Origin of the sequence: Nitrosomonas sp., assembly GCF_024282095.1 — a bacterium.
Classification (GTDB): Bacteria; Pseudomonadota; Gammaproteobacteria; order Burkholderiales; family Nitrosomonadaceae; genus Nitrosomonas.
On record NZ_JAMWZS010000013.1, the window covers coordinates 1 to 13,492 of the forward strand.

A 13,492-nucleotide genomic window follows, 5' to 3' on the forward strand; every position below is an offset into this window, starting at 1 on the left:
CGTTACTCGAACCTGACCGACGTTATCTGGAATAACCAAAGCAAAGAAATTCTCAATAACCGGATTGTTCCTTAATCCAATCTCCGATGTCCTAGACATCATGCCTGCTGCCTGTTTCGACAGGCAGCAGGGCGTTTCTCTGGCCTACTTGCTGAATTTCTGCCAAAAGATCTTTATCCGGTCAATTTTTTGAACAAGTTTGTTTCACATACCTGGATGTTTGTATCATGGAAGATGTTGTCATAACCGTTCAGCAGTGGGTATCCACCGATGTGCTCATTGGTTTGACGATAGCCTCGATTGTCGGCTTCGTGGGTTCTTTAATCGCGATCCCCTGGATTCTGATTCGCTTACCGAGTGATTATTTTGATACGCGTATTCCGCGTTACTGGATGAAAGATCAGCACCCGGTGCTGCGCATCATCGGTTTGATGATTAAAAATATAATCGGTGTTGTGTTCCTGTTGGCGGGATTTCTGATGCTTTTTCTGCCGGGGCAGGGTTTGCTGACGATGCTGGTTGGAATTTCATTGATGGATTTCCCCAATAAGCGCAAGCTGGAAGCCCGAATTGTCGGGCAACATACGGTATTTAGCGCTGTCAATAAGATGCGTCAGAAATTCAATCAATTGCCATTTACACTAAAGCCACATGCCGAAGAATAGTCGCCTGATATGATTCCCGGAATATTGCCTGTAACAAGAGTTGATGCACTTACGATTTCAACCTTGGCTGAGACAATCTGGCGGCATCACTATGCGGATATTATTTCATCCGGGCAGATTGATTATATGTTGATGCAACGCTATCAGCCGGATTTGATCAAGGAACAATTATCAAATCCGGGAATCTGGTGGAGAAAGTTGGTTTTGGATGAAGCGATCATCGGTTTTTCTTGCTGTATGCGCACGAATAAGCCGAACGAACTAAAAATTGACAAACTGTATATTCATTGTGATCATCATCGCAAAGGCTACGGCGCGATGATGATGGCAGATGCTGTTGAAATAATGCGGGGAAATAATCTGCAGTCACTGATCCTGACTGTCAATAAGCATAACCGAACTGCCATTCTGGCATATCAGCAGTATGGATTTGAAATCACGGGTGATAGTATTGTGGATATTGGGGGCGGCTATACCATGAATGATTATTTGATGACCTTAACGAAATTGAGTCGCTGGAATATTTAATCCATGAAACTGAAATTTACCAAAATGCAGGGTTTGGGTAATGATTTTGTTGTCCTGGATGGGATCAATCAATCGATCAATCTTGATCAACAGCAGATTCGTTTGCTCGCAGACCGTCATTTTGGTGTCGGCTGCGATCAAATACTGCTGGTTGAGAGAGCCGTGGGGCAGGCTGATTTCCGTTATCGCATTTTTAATGCGGATGGCGGTGAAGTTGAACAATGCGGCAATGGTGCGCGCTGTTTTGTCCGCTATGTGCATGATCACGGATTGACCCGTAAAAATGAAATTCGCATAGAAACACTCAGTGGTGTGATATCTCCGAAACTGGAGGTCAATGGAAGTATTACTGTTAATATGGGAAAACCCCTATTTGAACCGCAAGCAATTCCATTCATTGCAGAGCAATGCGCGTTGACTTATCAGCTTGAAATGCCGGATGAGCCGGTTACAATAAGTGCGTTGTCTATGGGTAATCCGCATGCTGTCCGTGTCGTGCAGGATATTGCATGCGCACCGGTAGAGACCGAAGGCGCGTTGATCGAAATGCATGCGCGTTTCCCTAAACGCGTGAATGTCGGTTACATGCAGGTGATCGATCGCAGTCACATCAAGTTGCGCGTTTTTGAGCGTGGCGCCGGTGAGACGCTGGCGTGCGGAACAGGCGCCTGCGCCGCAGTGGTGGCAGGTATCAATCTTGGTTTGTTGGATCATCAGGTTACAGTCAGTACGCGAGGCGGTGAGTTAACGATAAGCTGGCAGGGGAACGATGCGCCGGTTTGGATGACAGGCCCGGCGGTTACGGTATTTGAAGGTGAAATTAATTTGTAATCAATCAAGGAAGCATCATGAAACCGGAAGATGTTGCGCAGTATCTACAGGATCACCCACAATTTTTCAATGAATACGCCGACTTGTTGGCGGATATTCATATTCCTGGCTTGCACGATGATAAGGTTGTTTCAATCAATGAGCGGCAAGTTGCCTCATTAAGAGAAAGAAATCGCGTATTACAGGATAAGCTACTTGAATTAATCAGTTTTGGTGAAGAAAACGATGCGATTGGTGAGAAAATGCATCGCCTGACCATCGCATTACTTTCTGTTTCCAATATGAGTGAATTCTTCAATGCACTCTATTTCAGTTTGCGTGAGGATTTTGCTGTGCCGCTTGTGGCAATGCGCTTGTGGAATATTTCCTGCAGTGACCAGGAGCACGTTGAATTTACCCCTGCCAGCCAGGATGTTCACATTATTGCTGAAAGCCTGTCGCAACCTTATTGTGGCAATCATATTGCGGACGAAATCCAGTGTTGGTTTGGTGAAGGCGCGGAGCATCTCAATTCATTTTCCATGATTCCACTGAATACCACACAAACCATTGGTTTGCTTGTTCTGGGTAGCCCTGATGCCGAAAGATTTTATCCGGAAATGGGCACACTGTATTTAAAACGGTTGGGGGAGTTGGCGTGTACTACGATTGCCCGCTATGACCTGGCGGAAACTGCAAGCAGCGAAGTAACGCAAGACCATGTAACCAATGAGCAGTAAACCTGAGTCACTGGCCGCCGCCTATATTCATCATCTGACTTATGAACGGCGTTTGTCGCCACTGACCAGCGAAAACTATGCGCGTGATATTCGTATTTTGCTGAAGTACGTCAATAAAGACGATTTAGAACAGATTCAATCGCCGAATATCCGTCAGGTGATCGCGCAACTTCATGGCAAAGGGCTTTCCAGCCGGAGTTTGTCCAGGATGCTATCGGCGTGGCGCAGTTTTTATCGTTATTTGATACGCGATCATCAGTACCGGCATAATCCTTGTATTGGTTTACATGTTCCCAAATCCGCGCAGAAATTACCCAATGTACTTTCTCCTGATGAAGCCACGCAGTTATTGGCATTCTCACCCGATCATATGTTGACAATACGGGATAGCGCCATGTTTGAATTGTTTTATTCTTCAGGCTTAAGATTGGCTGAATTGACACAGCTCAAGCCCGTGGATATCAGTTTTGCGGAAGGAACGGTCAGAGTGCTTGGCAAAGGTGGGAAAACACGTATTGTGCCGGTCGGCGATTATGCAATCCAGGCTTTGAAAGCATGGATTGAACAACGCGCACAGATTGTCAAACCGGATGTATCCGCGCTTTTCTTATCACAGCATGGCGATGCGATCAGTGCCCGTACTATTAGCTATCGTTTGAAAAACAGGGCCAGACAGCAAGGCATTCATCAAAATGTACATCCGCATATTTTACGGCATTCTTTTGCGTCACATCTGTTGCAATCCAGTGGTGATTTGCGCGCCGTTCAGGAAATGTTGGGGCATGCTCATATCACTTCTACACAGGTATATACGCATCTGGATTTCCAACATCTGACAAAAGTTTATGATACCGCGCACCCGCGGGCCAAAAAAAGAAGCTGATCATTTGCTTATTTTTCTATCTGAGTCAGCCATGCTTTATAGGCTATAATGATATTTTGTAACGAGTTAAGCAAATTTCATGACAACGATTGTTTCAGTAAGGCGCGGCCGTCAGGTTGCATTAGGTGGTGATGGTCAAGTAACACTGGGTGCTGTTGTGGCTAAATCCAGCGCGCGTAAAGTCCGCAGGCTCTATCATGACAAAATTCTGGCTGGATTTGCAGGCGGTACTGCAGATGCCTTTACACTATTCGAACGTTTCGAGGGTAAACTGGAAGCGCATCATGGACATATCATGCGTGCCGCCGTTGAATTGGCTAAAGACTGGCGTACCGATCGAATTCTGCGCAGATTGGAAGCGATGTTAGTGGTTGCCAACGAAGATGCGACGTTGATTATTACTGGCGCTGGCGATGTGATCGAACCTGAGTTGGGTATTGCCGCTATCGGTAGTGGCGGTTCTTATGCTCTGGCAGCCGCTCGCGCATTATTGGAAAATACCGATTTATCGCCTCAGGAAATTGTGAAAAAAGCACTGACGATAGCGGGTGATATCTGTATTTACACCAACCAGGATCATGTTATCGAGACCATTGACTAGGTTATTCCTGTCAAGCAGTAAGAATATTTTCTATTGTTGCAGAGAGCGAGCAGTTGATTGACCTGCGTCTCCCATTTGGAATTTTGTTCATTTTACATCTAACACTGAATTTAAAATCATGTCTCAAATGACCCCACAAGAAATTGTCCACGAGCTGGATAAACACATTATCGGCCAGAATTCAGCCAAGCGGGCTGTGGCGATCGCACTTAGGAATCGCTGGCGCAGACAGCAGATTGCCGATCCATTACGCCAGGAAATTACGCCTAAGAATATTCTGATGATCGGTCCGACGGGTGTCGGTAAAACCGAAATTGCACGTCGTTTGGCAAAGCTGGCGAACGCGCCCTTTATAAAGATTGAAGCGACTAAATTTACCGAAGTGGGTTATGTTGGGCGTGATGTCGATTCGATTATTCGTGATTTGGTTGAGACAGCGATTAAGGAATTGCGCGAGAGGGAAACCCGCAAGAAGCAACCACTTGCGGAGGATCGTGCAGAAGATCGCATTCTTGATGCGCTGCTGCCGGTTGCTAGAGATCTTGGTTCACTCAATGTGGATGAGCAAGATAATTCCACACGCCAGAAATTCCGCAAAAAATTGCGCGAAGGTGAGTTGGATGATAAAGAAATTGAAATAGAAGTGGCAGCGCCGCGCGCTAATATGGAAATCTTTGCACCACCCGGCATGGAGGATCTGACATCCCAGATTCAGGGAATGTTTCAGAATATGACCGGGGAGAAAAAGAAAGCCCGTAAGATGACAATACGGGAAGCCAGAAAAATGCTGCTCGAAGAAGAAGCCGCAAAAATGGTTAATGATGAGGAACTAAAGTTGACGGCTATTCAGAATGTAGAGCAGAACGGCATTGTATTTCTGGACGAAATAGACAAAATTGCCAGCCGTACCGGTAATACCGGAGGAGATGTTTCACGCCAGGGTGTGCAGCGGGACTTGCTGCCTCTGGTTGAGGGCACAACCGTATCAACCAAATACGGCATGATCAAAACCGATCACATTCTGTTTGTTGCCAGTGGTGCGTTTCACATGTCCAAACCTTCTGATTTGATTCCCGAGTTGCAAGGACGCTTTCCCATTCGTGTTGAATTGGCCAGTTTGAGTGTCAGCGACTTTGAACAGATTCTGACGAATACGGATGCCTGCCTGACTCGTCAATATGAAGCATTGCTGGCGACAGAGGGTATACAGCTGCAATTTGCCAGTGATGCCATTAAACGTTTGGCTGAGATTGCATACTCTGTGAACAGTAGAACTGAGAATATTGGTGCCAGACGTCTACATACCGTCATGGAGAAATTACTGGAAGAAGTCTCATATAATGCACCGAAACACAGTGGAGAAACTGTTGTTATTGATGCGGCATATGTCGATGAGCGCCTCAAGGATCTTTCGCAAAGCGAAGATCTGGCACGGTATGTTTTATGAGTTTTCAGTTTAAGATTGATTAGCTTTAGGATGCTAACCTTATTATTCATCATGCTGATGAGATAAGAATGGTAGCTTCTTAAAGTTAGGTGAAAGGGATTTGCTTGTACTGCGAAGATTGTTTTGATGCAATCAAAATGCTTGGCCAAACCGATAGTCGTGCGTGTTTTACTTCTTTGGGTAGACTAATTGAACTTAATTCATTTAGTTTGTTGAATTTAATAAGAAATAATCCTAATACGCTATCCGGTCTGGCCTAAATACAGGTTACTACTATATGACAGCTAGTTGCTCTTGCTTATTTGTCAGATTTTTTGTTCAACAAGGAGGCAAGTGATAACCGCGCCTTCAATATTAGTAGGTTGATCCTGCTGCTGGTCCGCCCTGTCTAGGATTCTTTATTTTTGCAGGACAGGTAACTTTTTCACCGTCAGTACGATCTTTGATTGTGTCACCAGCTTTTTTACCTTCACATGCCATTTTGTTCAGAATATCTTGAGCAGATACCGGTGGCAGTCCGGATTCTAGATTTCCACTTGCAAAAGTAACAGAAGAACCGAATAGAAATACTGAAGCGAATACTGCAATAAGAAATTTGTTCATTTTTAACTCCTATATTATATATTATCGAGGAAGCCAATTTTAATGCGTCTGACTTTCCAAACATGAATTTATCACAATCATAAATGTCATGGCCATTTCTTTTAAAAATCTTATGATTTGAGCCAGCGAACTATAGCATAATTTTCTGCTCCTGCAGTTACCGTTAAATAATCTATTTTCATATTTTTATGAAATTGTTGAGTCTCATCAAGGCTCAATAAGTATAGCTGCAGCAACACGACGTCCTTCCTCAGCCAATATGTTATAGGTACGGCAGCAGGCTTTTGTATCCATAACTTCAATACCGATACCTAGTTTGACTAATTGGCTTAGTAGAGATTGATCTGGAAATTGATGTTTTGCGCCTGTCCCCAAGATTACGATTTCAGGTGTATGCGGCAGCAGGTTCTCAAAATGCTGAACTTCGAGTTGTGAGACTGACAGTATTGGCCAATTCTCAATTAGATAATCAGGTAATACGATCAAGCTTTTTTCATAACGGGTTTGATTAATCAGTACATATCCATCGCCGTAGCCAGTAAAAATATATTGATGAGCAAAATTTGCCAAATGTAATTTCAATAGTTTGCTCCATAGGATGATATTGATAGTTGTAATTATGCATTAATGAAATCAAAAAACAATCAATACATTCGGATTACCTGAGTGCCACATGTACTGTGGAATAGTACATTTTTATGTATTGAATAATTTTAGAGTGATTGTTTGTTTTTGTGAGCTACTTTTCTTTCAACAAAATCAACTAAAGTGCCGAGCGTTTGAAATGTTTGCGCACTAATCTCATCATCATTAATTGAGATTGAAAATTCTTTTTCTAGGGCCAAAATAATAGTTACCACGGCAACTGAATCAAGCTCGGGAATATTGCCCAGTAAAAAAGTATCTGCTGTAATGGAATCGCATCGTTCACCTAATCCCAAGATATCAGATAAGATTATTTTTATTTCAGTGGTATAGTCCATTCGGATTAACTGTTGGAAAGCTTTGTGTTTTTATAGGTATATTAAGTAACCTGTAATTATAAGTCTGATTTAGGATTTTGATTACTTTGTTTGCATGGCGAGTAATTAATTGACAGCATACGGTCAGTACAACTGTGAAAATTCTTGATTACTGGGGCTAAGGTTGTATTTCAACGATTGAATTAGTGCGAGCAATTCCGCTAGTGATTCGCCCCGATTTGTTGCGAACTTGAACGACTTGACCTTCGGCAGCATCAGCCAAGGCCTGACCTTCCGAACTGATATTAAATCCTCGTCCCTGAACAACCAGATTGATTTTCTGTCCACGCAAGATGACGTAGGGTGCGCGTAGCATTTGTGGGCGCAATGGTTGTCCGGCAGTAAGGTTAGTGGTGGCAACTTTGCCGATTACTTGTGCCGCATTTGTGAATATACCATCAGGCATTTGCGTTAGATTAACATTCTGTAACGTTACATCTTCGTATGCGAGTGTTTGTCCAGTTGAAACGGAACGTGCTACATGCAGTACATTGGCCATCACATTTACTTCAGCCTGAACGTAGATAGTCCAAGTCGCAGATGGACTGTTGCAGCGAACACCAACGGAAGTTTTTCCCCATAAACGGCCGCCGGTAGGTACAAAAGGCTCCAGTTCCGGGCACTTGGGCAAACTGAGATGTTGATCAATTTTATCGACATTAGCAATGACCTGACCGGATAGTGTCGCAGTATTACTGTAAATAAAATTTTCTACCGCGTTTTTAATGAGCGAAATTTCTTGCTGTTGGGGAATAGGCTTGTGCTGTGATGCCAACAAAGAAAACGGAAAGATTGTAAGTACTGGTAGACAAAGCGTTAACACTAAGTAACGTATCATATTTATTCGACCATTAATTGTTGCCGTTTTCGGCAATTGTTGCCGCAGTATCGTTATCTTAAACAAGTACGCAGAAATTTATGTTTAAAGATAGCATCTATTTCACGCCTTTTTCGCTGATTGGTCGACCAATTAAAGCATTTATTATACTTGGCATGCTAAATGCTGATAGAACGATTGAAAGATATATTTAATCAGGATTAATAGAATGATTAACAAACTTGATAAAGAGCTGAATTTTCACCATCAAGCCCTGAGCCTAAGAGCTGCAAGGCAAGAATTACTGTCGAGTAATGTGGCCAATGCAGATACTCCAAATTTTAAAGCGAAGGATATTGATTTTGCTGGCGTACTACGTGAGAAGCTTTCACCAACTACGAATCCGAACACTGTAAATTTAAATACGACATCTTCAATGCATATTAATCCCGCTACCCAGAGGGGGCTTGGAAACGACGTATTGTATCGCGTTCCTTTGCAACCGAGTGCAGATGGTAACACAGTGGATATGGACATGGAACGTACCCGATTCGCGGATAACTCAATTAAATATGATGCGAGTATCACATTCATTACGAACGAGTTTAGGAACCTAACACTAGCTATGCAGGAGAGATAATAATGTCCTTATTTAATGTATTTGATATTGCAAGTTCAGCAATGTCGGCACAATCTCAGCGTTTGAATGTAGTAGCCAGTAATCTTTCAAATGCTGATAGTGTCACCAGTTCGACGGGTGAGCCTTATCGTGGGCGCCAAGTGGTTTTCAGCACGTTGCAGGCGGCTGCTAATGGTGCGAGCGGCGTTAAGGTTGCTGGTGTTGTGCATGATCCCTCGCCGATGCGACAAGTGTTTGAACCCAAACATCCGTTCGCAGATAAAAATGGGTATGTGACGATGCCGAATGTTAACGTGGTAGACGAAATGGTCAATATGATGTCTGCATCGCGTTCATATCAGAATAGTGTGGATATGATGAATACCACCAAATCACTACTACAAAAAACGCTGACTATTGGTCAATAAAGGAGTACATGATGAGTGCAATTCAACAAGCCAGTTCACAGACTGCTGCATCGGCAGCAACGACAGGTGTCACAGCTAAAAAGAATGTTGAGGATTCGCAGGATCGTTTCTTGAAACTTTTGGTTACTCAGATGAAAAATCAAGATCCGCTTAAACCACTTGATAATGCAGAAGTCACCAGTCAATTGGCACAAATCAGTACTGTAACGGGTATCGATAAATTGAATACAACACTGCAATTGCTGACTTCGGATGTTGAAGATAGCCTGTCCATGGAAGCGACGGGAATGATAGGACACAGTGCTTTTGTTCCTGGAACAGCCATTAAACTCGAAGGAGATTCAACTGTGGCTGGAATCGAATTAGCGCAACCCGTCGATCACCTTAAAGTAACAATAATGGATAGCGCGGGTATACCGGTTCGGCATATGGATCTTGGCGCACATCCGACAGGTATCAGCACAATTCCGTGGGATGGCCTAACAGATAGCGGTGCAAAAGCGGCTGTTGGGAACTACACTTTTTCTGTAAACGCGAAGCAAGATGGAAATGAAATAAAAGCAAATACACTTTCACTAGGTTTGGTCAATAGTGTTTCATCGGGTGAGAATGGCGCGCTGCTTGATATGGGCGAATTAGGGCTTGTCAGTATGTCTGATGTCAAACGGGTATTCTAATTAGGAGATTGTCATGAGTTTTCAACATGGTTTAAGTGGACTGAGTGCAGCATCGACAAACTTGGATGTCATTGGAAGTAACATTGCCAATGCGAATACTGCCGGATTTAAACAATCTCAAGCTCAATTTACTGATATTTTCGCAAATTCCCTAGGCGGCTCAGGTTCATCTCAAGTTGGTATTGGTGCAAGAGTATCAACTGTTGCGCAGTCATTTAGTCAGGGAAATATCTCACCGACCAGCAACCCATTGGATATAGCCATTAATGGTCAAGGTTTTTTTCGTATGGATGAAGGTGGTGTGGTTAGCTATAGTAGAAACGGTCAGTTCCGCTTAGATGGCAATGGGTTTCTTACCAATGCGAATGGCGCGAATCTAACCGGATATATGGCCGATACAAATGGAAACATTGATGCCAGCAAACCGACCAATTTAAAATTAATTACTTCTGATCTTGCTCCGCAAGCCACATCAACATTCGAAATGGGCTTTAATCTGAATTCGGGTGATGCTGTACCCACTATAACAACATTTAGTGCAACTAATCCAGAAACCTATAACTGGCAAACATCAGGAAAGATTGTCGATAGCTTAGGTAATGAACATGTCCTTGCTACTTATTTCCAGAAATCGGCGGCTAATACTTGGAATATCTATGCAACGGTTGACGGAAAAGTTGATGCCGCGGGTGTGCCCGAGGGAGTTACCTTGGGGGGAACCACTTTAACATTTGATGGAACTGGTGCATTAACTGCACCTACTGCACCAATGACTGTAGATGTTAACTGGACAACTATTAACCCAACATTAGGTGCTGTTTCTCCGTTGAATTTCTCATTGGATTTAACCAAAGCGACTCAATATGGAGCAGCTTCTGGTAAAAGCGCTATCTCACAAGATGGTTTTACTTCCGGCCGATTGGCTGGCTTTACCACGGCTGCCGATGGCGTGATTCAAGGCACTTATACGAATGGTCAAACTAGAACAGTTGGACAAATTGTTTTGGCAAACTTTGTTAATCCGCAAGGATTGAACCCCGTGGGGGATGGTCTTTGGGTAGAGACACCAAATTCTGGTCAACCTGTGGTCGGGCCGCCAAAAACAGGAACGCTGGGTACACTTCAAGCTTCTGCCATTGAAGATGCTAATGTTGATCTGACAACTGAACTGGTAAAAATGATCACGGCGCAACGTATGTATCAGGCTAATGCTAAAACAATTGAAACTCAGGATGCGGTTTTGCAAACATTGGTTAATCTCTGATTATTTATCAGTAGCTTATGGGTTATTGGAAGTTGCTTGTATTTTTATTTCACAAAATTGAGTAAAAAATGGATAGATTAATTTACACATCAATGACTGGAGCAAACCATACAATCAATCAACAAGCTACGGTTGCTCATAATCTTGCCAATGCTGCTACAACCGGTTATCGGGCAGAGAACAATGCATTCCGTGCTATCCCGGTATTTGGTGATGGATTGCCTACACGTGCATTTGTTGTTGATTCAACAATAGGTGCGGATTTTACGCCAGGTACATTACAGACTACTGGCCGCGATCTGGATGTTGCAATTAAAGGTTCTGGTTGGATTACTGTGCAATTGGATAATGGTGAAGAGGCCTATACTCGAAATGGCAGTTTGCAAGTGAGCTCCAGTGGTATTTTATTAACGCAAAATGGACTTAAAGTGAAAGGTGACAGAGGGATTATCGCGATTCCTCCGGAGACCCGTATCACGATTGGTGTTGATGGAACTGTGTCGTCTGTTCCTATTAATCCTCAACCAAACACAGTTGCATCAGTAGGTCGCATTAAACTGGTTAATCCACCTGAGGACAATCTTGTTAAGGGCGCTGATGGCTTGTTTCGTCTCAAAAATGGCGGCGAAGCGCCGGTTGATGCCAGAGTGAGATTGGTGGATGGAACCTTGGAAGGCAGCAATGTGAATGTTGTGCATGAGATGGTCAGCATGATTGGCTTGGCTCGTCAATTTGATATGCAGATGAAAATGCTTGAAAGTGCACAACGTAACGCAGAGCAGGCCAGTGAAATAATGGTTGTAAGAGTTTAATCAGGAAAAATTCAAGAGGTCAATTACGATGATACGCTCATTATGGATTTCCAAAACAGGTCTTGATGCACAGCAAACGAAGATGGATGTTATCTCCAATAATTTGGCGAATGTTAGTACCAATGGATTTAAGCGTGCGCGTGCGGTTTTTGAGGATTTACTGTACCAGACAGTGCGTCAACCAGGTGCGCAATCTTCCCAGCAAACTCAACTGCCTTCAGGTTTACAAATAGGTACTGGTGTCAAACCGGTTGCAACAGAAAGTATATTCACCCAGGGTGGGCTGCAACAAACGGATAATCAACGCGATGTTGCCATACGGGGGATAGGTTTTTTTCAAGTTCTATTACCTGATGGAACAGCAGCTTACACTCGTGATGGTGCATTTCAATCCGATCTGAATGGTCAGCTTGTAACATCCAGTGGATACGCAGTACAACCAGCGATCGTTGTTCCCCCGAACGCGCAGAGTATCACAATCGCACGAGATGGGACAGTATCGGCAACAGTACCTGGTTCTACTGCATCTATCCAAGTTGGCAATATCCAACTGGCCAGTTTTGTAAATCCGGCGGGATTACAGAAAATGGGTGAAAACCTGTATATGGAAACTGCATCCAGTGGAACACCTAATCAGAATGCTCCCGGTACGAATGGGTTGGGGCTATTAGAACAAAATTTTGTTGAAACATCGAATGTGAATGTTGTGGAAGAGTTGGTGAGTATGATTCAGACCCAGCGTGCATATGAGATGAATTCCAAATCAATTGAGACTTCAGATCAGATGCTGCAAAGATTAGCTCAACTGTAATTTGGATGATTATCCGGAGTAATGTGATGATTAATAGCAATTCGCTGAGGAAACATCAAAACCTGCATGCATGCTTATTGATACTTGTTTTGTTTATATCAGGTTGTGTAACACCATCAACAACTACCCATCAGCCTTATTCGTTACGACCACCCCATCAGGGCGGGACAGCAGTTCAACCGAATGGGGCAATCTTTCAGACTGTGAATAGTACAGCTGGAGGAGTTCGTTATACCCCGTTGTTTGAAGATCGGCGCGCACGAAATATCGGCGATACTATCATTGTAACTTTAAACGAAAAAACAAATGCTAGTAAAAGTTCGGGGAGTAATGTTGATCGTTCTGGAAGTATTGATTTTTCGATTCCGAATCTGTTAGGGGTTCCTTTGACCCTTTTACAGAAAAACGCAACCATTGAGGCTAAATCCAACAATAAATTTGATGGCGGTGGTGAAAGTTCAAGTAAAAATGATTTCAAAGGAACAATTACAGTGACAGTGATAGAAGCACTACCGAATGGGAATTTGGTTGTCAGCGGAGAAAAACAAATAGGTATCAACCAAGGGCAAGAGTTTATAAGGCTCTCGGGTGTTGTGAATCCGATCCATATCATGGGGAATACAATTTCTTCAACTCAAGTTGCGGATGCACGTATTGAATATCGAGCCAATGGATATATTGATGAGGCTCAGACAATGGGCTGGTTGTCACGGTTTTTCCTTACCGTTTCGCCTTTCTAAAGAATTAAATGTACGAAAAAGCCAT

Annotated in this window: 18 protein-coding genes; 14 read left to right on the top strand and 4 right to left on the bottom strand. The window is 43.4% G+C overall.

Annotated features, from left to right (window positions below; all coding sequences use genetic code 11):
• Positions 1–227: 227 nt before the first annotated feature.
• The 7 genes from Q0K92_RS05545 to hslU all read left to right on the top strand — a co-directional run bounded on the left by Q0K92_RS05545 (position 228) and on the right by hslU (position 5,674).
• Positions 228–665, top strand: a complete 438-nt coding sequence (locus tag Q0K92_RS05545) for a PGPGW domain-containing protein (protein WP_297324813.1) — start codon at positions 228–230, stop codon at positions 663–665.
• Between the two features lie 63 nt (positions 666–728).
• A complete protein-coding gene (locus tag Q0K92_RS05550; RefSeq protein WP_297324814.1) occupies positions 729–1,193 on the top strand; it encodes a GNAT family N-acetyltransferase in 465 nt (154 codons plus the stop codon).
• A 3-nt stretch (positions 1,194–1,196) separates the two neighbouring features.
• Positions 1,197–2,024: a diaminopimelate epimerase gene (dapF, locus tag Q0K92_RS05555; protein ID WP_297324815.1), complete on the top strand. Its 828-nt coding sequence runs from the start codon at positions 1,197–1,199 to the stop codon at positions 2,022–2,024.
• A 17-nt stretch (positions 2,025–2,041) separates the two neighbouring features.
• The gene (locus Q0K92_RS05560) at positions 2,042–2,743 is read left to right on the top strand and encodes a DUF484 family protein (protein ID WP_297324816.1); all 702 of its coding nucleotides are present in this window, start codon (positions 2,042–2,044) and stop codon (positions 2,741–2,743) included.
• Positions 2,733–3,626: a tyrosine recombinase XerC gene (xerC, locus tag Q0K92_RS05565; RefSeq protein ID WP_297324817.1), complete on the top strand. Its 894-nt coding sequence runs from the start codon at positions 2,733–2,735 to the stop codon at positions 3,624–3,626. Before Q0K92_RS05560 ends, xerC begins: the two co-directional genes overlap by 11 nt.
• A 79-nt stretch (positions 3,627–3,705) precedes the next feature.
• On the top strand, positions 3,706–4,227 hold the full coding sequence (gene hslV, locus Q0K92_RS05570; protein ID WP_297324818.1) for an ATP-dependent protease subunit HslV: 522 nt from the start codon (positions 3,706–3,708) through the stop codon (positions 4,225–4,227).
• Positions 4,228–4,345: 118 nt separating this feature from the next.
• Positions 4,346–5,674 carry an ATP-dependent protease ATPase subunit HslU gene (hslU, locus tag Q0K92_RS05575; RefSeq protein WP_297324819.1) on the top strand — a complete coding sequence of 443 codons (1,329 nt, stop codon included), beginning with the start codon at positions 4,346–4,348 and terminating at the stop codon, positions 5,672–5,674.
• A gap of 354 nt (positions 5,675–6,028) precedes the next feature.
• Here hslU and Q0K92_RS05580 read toward each other — a convergent pair whose 3' ends face one another.
• From Q0K92_RS05580 to flgA, 4 genes are all read right to left on the bottom strand, one after another.
• Positions 6,029–6,277: a hypothetical protein gene (locus Q0K92_RS05580; protein ID WP_297324820.1), complete on the bottom strand. Its 249-nt coding sequence runs from the start codon at positions 6,275–6,277 to the stop codon at positions 6,029–6,031.
• A 207-nt stretch (positions 6,278–6,484) separates the two neighbouring features.
• On the bottom strand, positions 6,485–6,859 hold the full coding sequence (locus Q0K92_RS05585) for an Mth938-like domain-containing protein (protein WP_297324821.1): 375 nt from the start codon (positions 6,857–6,859) through the stop codon (positions 6,485–6,487).
• A gap of 131 nt (positions 6,860–6,990) precedes the next feature.
• On the bottom strand, positions 6,991–7,260 hold the full coding sequence (locus tag Q0K92_RS05590) for an acyl carrier protein (protein WP_297324822.1): 270 nt from the start codon (positions 7,258–7,260) through the stop codon (positions 6,991–6,993).
• Between the two features lie 157 nt (positions 7,261–7,417).
• Positions 7,418–8,137, bottom strand: coding sequence for a flagellar basal body P-ring formation chaperone FlgA (gene flgA, locus Q0K92_RS05595; protein ID WP_297324823.1), 720 nt, complete (start codon positions 8,135–8,137; stop codon positions 7,418–7,420).
• Positions 8,138–8,345: 208 nt separating this feature from the next.
• On the opposite strand from flgA, the gene flgB reads away from it, so the two are divergent.
• From flgB to Q0K92_RS05630, 7 genes are all read left to right on the top strand, one after another.
• Complete coding sequence (gene flgB / locus Q0K92_RS05600) at positions 8,346–8,756, top strand: flagellar basal body rod protein FlgB (RefSeq protein WP_297324824.1); 411 nt, start codon at positions 8,346–8,348, stop codon at positions 8,754–8,756.
• A gap of 2 nt (positions 8,757–8,758) precedes the next feature.
• Positions 8,759–9,163, top strand: coding sequence for a flagellar basal body rod protein FlgC (gene flgC, locus Q0K92_RS05605; RefSeq protein WP_297324825.1), 405 nt, complete (start codon positions 8,759–8,761; stop codon positions 9,161–9,163).
• A gap of 11 nt (positions 9,164–9,174) precedes the next feature.
• A complete protein-coding gene (locus Q0K92_RS05610; RefSeq protein ID WP_297324826.1) occupies positions 9,175–9,840 on the top strand; it encodes a flagellar hook assembly protein FlgD in 666 nt (221 codons plus the stop codon).
• A gap of 13 nt (positions 9,841–9,853) precedes the next feature.
• Positions 9,854–11,104, top strand: coding sequence for a flagellar hook protein FlgE (flgE, locus tag Q0K92_RS05615; RefSeq protein WP_297324827.1), 1,251 nt, complete (start codon positions 9,854–9,856; stop codon positions 11,102–11,104).
• 68 nt (positions 11,105–11,172) lie between these two features.
• Positions 11,173–11,916 carry a flagellar basal-body rod protein FlgF gene (gene flgF, locus Q0K92_RS05620; RefSeq protein WP_297324828.1) on the top strand — a complete coding sequence of 248 codons (744 nt, stop codon included), beginning with the start codon at positions 11,173–11,175 and terminating at the stop codon, positions 11,914–11,916.
• Between the two features lie 28 nt (positions 11,917–11,944).
• Positions 11,945–12,727 carry a flagellar basal-body rod protein FlgG gene (gene flgG, locus Q0K92_RS05625; RefSeq protein ID WP_297324829.1) on the top strand — a complete coding sequence of 261 codons (783 nt, stop codon included), beginning with the start codon at positions 11,945–11,947 and terminating at the stop codon, positions 12,725–12,727.
• A gap of 26 nt (positions 12,728–12,753) precedes the next feature.
• Positions 12,754–13,467, top strand: coding sequence for a flagellar basal body L-ring protein FlgH (locus tag Q0K92_RS05630; RefSeq protein ID WP_297324830.1), 714 nt, complete (start codon positions 12,754–12,756; stop codon positions 13,465–13,467).
• Positions 13,468–13,492: the final 25 nt, after the last annotated feature.

Bases quoted from the DNA above. Each gene is read 5' to 3' on its own strand.
- Q0K92_RS05545 (WP_297324813.1), top strand. From the start codon at position 228: ATGGAAGATGTTGTCATAACCGTTCAGCAGTGGGTATCCACCGATGTG.
- dapF (WP_297324815.1), top strand. From the start codon at position 1,197: ATGAAACTGAAATTTACCAAAATGCAGGGTTTGGGTAATGATTTTGTT.
- Q0K92_RS05560 (WP_297324816.1), top strand. From the start codon at position 2,042: ATGAAACCGGAAGATGTTGCGCAGTATCTACAGGATCACCCACAATTT.
- xerC (WP_297324817.1), top strand. From the start codon at position 2,733: ATGAGCAGTAAACCTGAGTCACTGGCCGCCGCCTATATTCATCATCTG.
- hslV (WP_297324818.1), top strand. From the start codon at position 3,706: ATGACAACGATTGTTTCAGTAAGGCGCGGCCGTCAGGTTGCATTAGGT.
- hslU (WP_297324819.1), top strand. From the start codon at position 4,346: ATGTCTCAAATGACCCCACAAGAAATTGTCCACGAGCTGGATAAACAC.
- Q0K92_RS05580 (WP_297324820.1), bottom strand. From the start codon at position 6,277: ATGAACAAATTTCTTATTGCAGTATTCGCTTCAGTATTTCTATTCGGT.
- Q0K92_RS05590 (WP_297324822.1), bottom strand. From the start codon at position 7,260: ATGGACTATACCACTGAAATAAAAATAATCTTATCTGATATCTTGGGA.
- flgA (WP_297324823.1), bottom strand. From the start codon at position 8,137: ATGATACGTTACTTAGTGTTAACGCTTTGTCTACCAGTACTTACAATC.
- flgB (WP_297324824.1), top strand. From the start codon at position 8,346: ATGATTAACAAACTTGATAAAGAGCTGAATTTTCACCATCAAGCCCTG.
- flgC (WP_297324825.1), top strand. From the start codon at position 8,759: ATGTCCTTATTTAATGTATTTGATATTGCAAGTTCAGCAATGTCGGCA.
- Q0K92_RS05610 (WP_297324826.1), top strand. From the start codon at position 9,175: ATGAGTGCAATTCAACAAGCCAGTTCACAGACTGCTGCATCGGCAGCA.
- flgE (WP_297324827.1), top strand. From the start codon at position 9,854: ATGAGTTTTCAACATGGTTTAAGTGGACTGAGTGCAGCATCGACAAAC.
- flgF (WP_297324828.1), top strand. From the start codon at position 11,173: ATGGATAGATTAATTTACACATCAATGACTGGAGCAAACCATACAATC.
- flgG (WP_297324829.1), top strand. From the start codon at position 11,945: ATGATACGCTCATTATGGATTTCCAAAACAGGTCTTGATGCACAGCAA.
- Q0K92_RS05630 (WP_297324830.1), top strand. From the start codon at position 12,754: ATGATTAATAGCAATTCGCTGAGGAAACATCAAAACCTGCATGCATGC.